The organism is Brevundimonas sp. UBA5713, assembly GCF_002419815.1.
Taxonomy (GTDB): domain Bacteria; phylum Pseudomonadota; class Alphaproteobacteria; order Caulobacterales; family Caulobacteraceae; genus Brevundimonas.
Genome location: NZ_DIGV01000034.1, coordinates 1 through 4,893 on the forward strand (window position 1 = coordinate 1; position 4,893 = coordinate 4,893).

Here is a 4,893-nt window from a genome sequence, read left to right on the forward strand (position 1 = left end):
CCTGTCGATGGCAGGCCCCGGTGCGGCGCTGGCCGTCGGCAGTCTGGCTCTTCGGGCTGCACTGTCGCTGGTCGCCACCCGCGCCGCCGCCGATGCCGCGCGCCAGACCAAGTCTGGCCTGCGCCAGCGCCTGTCTGCGGGTCTGTTCTCGGGCCGAGTGTCCGACTCACAGGCCATGGCTGCAGCGGTCGAAGGTATCGATGCGTTGGACGGCTATATGGCCCGCTTTGCGCCGGTCCGCACCGCCGCGGCGGTTTCGCCCCTGCTATTGACCGCCGTCGCGGCTGTGGTCAGCCCGTTTACGGCGGGCATCTTCCTGTTCACCCTGCTGCCTTTCGTCATCGGCATGGCTCTGACAGGGATGGCTGCTGCCGCCGAGAGCCGTAAACAGTTTCAGGCCATGGAGCGCTTGTCAGGCCTGTTCGTGGACCGCATCCGCGCCCTGCCCACCATCCTCGCCTTTCAGGGCGAAGGGGCCGAGACGCGCCGCATGGGCGTGGCCGCGCACGAGCTGGCCCTGCGCACCTCAAAGGTGCTCAAAGTTGCCTTCCTCTCGTCGGCCATTCTGGAGTTCTTCTCTGCGCTGGCCGTCGCTTTGGTGGCTGTTTACTGCGGCTTTAACCTGTTGCGCATCCTGCCCTTTCGGGCACCCGACGCCCTGACACTGGGACAAGCCTTCTTCCTTCTGGCACTGGCACCGGAGGTCTATCATCCGATGCGCCGCCTCTCTGCCGCCTATCACGAACGTCAGGCCGCAGAGGCCGCCGCGCCGCACCTCGAAGCGCTGGAAGAGGCCGCACCGACGACAGAACGTCAAAAGCGCCCTGCACCCGCCTCCCCCCCGCATCTGGCCATGCAGTCGGTCACCATCGCCTATCCCGAGCATGCGCCGGTGCTGACGGATTTCGACCTCGATATCCCCGCAGGCCGCAGTGTGGCCCTTGTCGGCCCCAGTGGCTCGGGCAAGTCCAGCCTGCTGCACCTGTGGCTGGGTCTGACGCCCATGACCGCCGGACAGCTGTTCGCCGACGGCCAGCCCGTTGGCCCCGAGACCGACCTGACCGACTGGATCGCCTACGCCGGACAGGCCCCGATGGTGGTGCCCGGCACGCTGGCCGACAACATTGCTCTGGCTTGGCCACAGGCCACCACGCGCCAGATTCTGGAAGCCGCCGCCATGGCGGGCCTGAATGGCGATATGGGCCGTGTGATCGATGAACGTGGCGGCGGCCTGTCAGGCGGCGAGCGCCGCCGTCTGGGTCTGGCCCGTGCCTTCCTCAAGCCCGCGCCGGTGCTGCTGCTGGACGAGCCGACCGCCCACCTCGACGCGGCCTCCGAGAAAGCCCTGCTGCCGGTGATCGCCCACGCTGCCAAAGGCCGCACCACTCTGATTGCCACCCATTCCGATGCTGTCGCCGCCTTGGCCGACAAGATTGTGCGCCTGTAATGCCTTCCCTGCCCGTGACCGACATTCACACCCTTATCCGCGCTCACGAAAAGGCCGAGCGCCCGCGCCTGCTGGCTGCCGCCCTGTGCGCCGTGGTCGTATCGGTGGGGGCTGTGGTGCTGCTGGGCCTTTCGGGCTGGTTCCTGACCGCATCGGCCATCGCCGGTATGGGCGGCGTGCTGGTAGCCAAGGCCTTCAACTATATGATCCCCAGCGCCATGATCCGGCTGACGGCCATCCTGCGCACCGCTGGCCGTTATGGCGAGCGCGTCACCAGTCATGATGCCGCCCTGTACGCTCTGGCCGCGCTTCGGCCGCAGTTGTTCAGCGCCCTGTCGCGCGCGCCGGTCGCCCACAGCCTGACCCTGTCGAGCGGCGAGGCCTCGGCCCGTCTGATGCAGGATGTGGACGCGATCCAGAACCGTTTCGTGCGCCTGTCTGCGCCATGGGGAGCCGGTGCCGCAACCCTCACCGGCCTGATCCTGTGCGCCATCGCCGGATGGACGACCGCCGCCGTGGTGGCTGCCTGTATCGCGGGCGGCATGGTCTGCGCCGCCCTGATAGGACACCGACTGTCGCGCCCCGCAGGCCAACAGGTTCAGGCGACGGCCGGCCGCCTGAAGGACGAACTGTCGTCCCTGATGGCCGCCGCCCCCGAACTGCGCGCCTATGGCATGCCGCAGTGGGCGCAACAGCGCCTCGTCGAGCAGGCCGCCCCCTATGACGCTGCCCACTATAAACTGGCGACTTCCGGCGCGTGGATCATGGCGTCTCAAGGGCTGTTCACCGCTCTGGCCGTCGCGGGCGTATTTTTCACAGCCGTAGGGGGACACCCTGCCCTCACCGCCATGGCCATCCTTGGTGCTGTAGCCGCCATTGACGCCAGCGGCACGCTGATGACCGCCATCCGTCAGAACGGCGCGGTTGCGGGGGCTACCGGGCGCTTGGACCAGTTGATCGGCAAGGCCGCAGAGGTCCCGCCACCGTCATCGCCCTTGGCCCCGCGCGTCTCCATCACCGGCCTGCCGCCTCTGTCCACGCGCGCCCGTCTAGGTCTGGTCGGACGTTCTGGCGCAGGTAAGACCACGCTGATCGAACGTTTGATGCACCTGCGCGCGCCGGTCCGCGGCGAAGCCTGCCTTGGCGGAGTGGATGTCGCCGACCTGCCGCCCTCCGCTGCCCGCGCCCTGTTCTCCTATGCGCCCCAACACCCGCAAGTGCTGAGCGGCACCGTCGCCGAAAATCTGCGCCTCGCCGCGCCGAAAGCGACCGAAGACGAGATGTGGGTTGCACTTGAAGATGCCTGCATTGCCGATCGCATCCGTGCCTCGGGGCTGGGGCTGAAAATGCCCCTGCAAGAGAATGGCATGGGCCTGTCGGGCGGTGAGCGGCGTCGGCTGGGTCTGGCGCGCGCCTATCTGCGCCACGCTTCGTTTATGGTTCTCGATGAACCGACCGAGGGACTGGATGCCGACACAGAGGCCGAAGTCCTGCGCCGTCTGGAGCGCCGACTATCTCTTTCGGGACAGGGCCTCATCCTGATCAGCCACCGTCGCGCGCCTCTGGCCCTGTGCCGGAATACTGCCGAGATAACAGGCATGGATGCCAACGGGCGCGTTCTGCTGAATGCGCTGCTTACACACGGCCCGCGATCGCCAAACACCTCGTCGCAAAGCGTGGCTTTTTGATCTAGCGCAAGGCAGGCCGAAGACGACGCAGGCACTCTCCATATCAAAGGAGATAAACCCATGTCTGAAGCCGCTATCTTCCCTGTCATCGCCATTGCCTCGGCCTTTATCGCCTTCATGGGCGTGCTGGGCGTCGTCTCCATCTGGAGCAATCTCGGCAAGAAGAGCCACTAAAACACCGCCCCTCGCAAAGGCGCAAAAAAGCCCGCCGGACCTCTCGTCTGGCGGGCTTTTGTTTGCGCGTATGGCAGCCGGACTAGGCGTCGCCGCTATCGCTTGTCTGCGACAGGTTCGTTACGGGCTTGAACAGCAGCTTGTCGATACGGCGGTCATCCATATCGATCACTTCCACCTCAAAGCGGCCCAGCTGAAGGATTTCGCCTTCCTCGGGCAAACGTGACAGGTGGTGCAGAACCAGACCGGCCACCGTGTGGAAGCCGTCCTGATCGCCGAACTCTTCGCCCAGCGCCTCTTCCAGCTCTTCCAGATCCACCGAACCGTCAACGATCCACGAACCGTCCTCGCGCTGACGGATCGAGTTGTCGGCTTCGTCGTGTTCTTCGTTGAAGTCGCCGGCAATCATTTCCAGCAGGTCGGTCGCGGTCACCACGCCTTCAAAGCTGCCGTACTCGTCCACCACAAAGGCCATGTGGATGCGCGAGTTTTTCAGGATCTCAAGAGCTTTCAGGATCGAGGTCGATTGCGGGATGAACGACGGCTCATTGATCAGAGGCTCGAGGTCTATCTTGCCGGTATCCAACAGGCTGTCCAGCACGTCCTTCTTGTGAACCACGCCCAGCGGGCTGTCGATGTCACCGTCGCGGCTGACCACAATGCGCGAATAGCCGCATTCGCGGATGTCTTTGCGAAGCGTCTCCTCGTCATCGGCCAGCGACACCCAGTAAACTTCATGGCGCGGCGTCATGGCCACGCGAATGGCGCGGTCGCCCAGGGTCAGGATCTCTTCGATCATCTCCTGCTCTTCAGGCTCGATCAGGCCTGCCGAGGTGCCTTCGGCGATCATGCTCTCCACCTCTTCCTGAGTGACGTCCGAACCATCGCGGTCCTTCACGCCCATCAGTTTGAGGATGCCCGAAGTCGATGCCGTCAGCAGCAGGACGAAGGGCTTCATCACCAGAGCCAGCGTCGAGATCGGTCCGGCCATCTTGGATGCCACCGTCTCGGGGAAGATCAGGGCAATACGTTTGGGGACCAGTTCACCGATGATCAGGGAGAAATAGGTGATGCCGACAACCACCACGCCGGTCGAGATAATCTGGGTGTATTTACCCAGCGCCGGAAAAGCCGCCGAGAGGATGGTGTCCAACTCGCCTGCAATACTGGCCTGACCGTAGGCACCCGCCAAAATACCGATCAGCGTAATGCCGACCTGCACTGCGGACAGAAATTGTGTGGGTTCTTCGGCCAGCTTCAGCGCGGCGCGCGCACCGCGATCACCGCGCTCGGCGCGGCCCTGTAGCCTAGATTTACGAGCAGAAACGACCGCAAGCTCGGTCATAGCGAACATGCCGTTCAATACCACCAGCAGCAGTACGACGACGATAGCGATGGTCAACATCGAAAGGGGTAGAGCCCAAAACGCGGTGCATCATACGGCATCCGCAGCTCTTACATTAAGGCCCAGCGGCGAAAAACACCATACCGACCCTCTGGCTACACCGTATTAAATGCCAAAGACCTTGGTCGTCATATGTGGCCCAAAGACTGCCAAAAGGCCCGTTAAGGGCCTGAACCGCC

General features: G+C 64.2%; 3 protein-coding genes. 2 read left to right on the top strand and 1 reads right to left on the bottom strand.

Going from position 1 to position 4,893, the window contains the following annotated elements:
- The coding region (gene cydD, locus B3B04_RS08760; protein ID WP_292042019.1) for a thiol reductant ABC exporter subunit CydD at positions 1-1,447 on the top strand (1,447 nt) is incomplete at its 5' end.
- The gene (locus tag B3B04_RS08765; RefSeq protein ID WP_292042022.1) at positions 1,447-3,135 is read left to right on the top strand and encodes an amino acid ABC transporter ATP-binding/permease protein; all 1,689 of its coding nucleotides are present in this window, start codon (positions 1,447-1,449) and stop codon (positions 3,133-3,135) included. The genes cydD and B3B04_RS08765, both read left to right, overlap by 1 nt.
- A 256-nt stretch (positions 3,136-3,391) precedes the next feature.
- Here B3B04_RS08765 and B3B04_RS08770 read toward each other — a convergent pair whose 3' ends face one another.
- A complete protein-coding gene (locus tag B3B04_RS08770; RefSeq protein WP_292042025.1) occupies positions 3,392-4,714 on the bottom strand; it encodes a hemolysin family protein in 1,323 nt (440 codons plus the stop codon).
- Between the last annotated feature and the right edge of the window lie 179 nt (positions 4,715-4,893).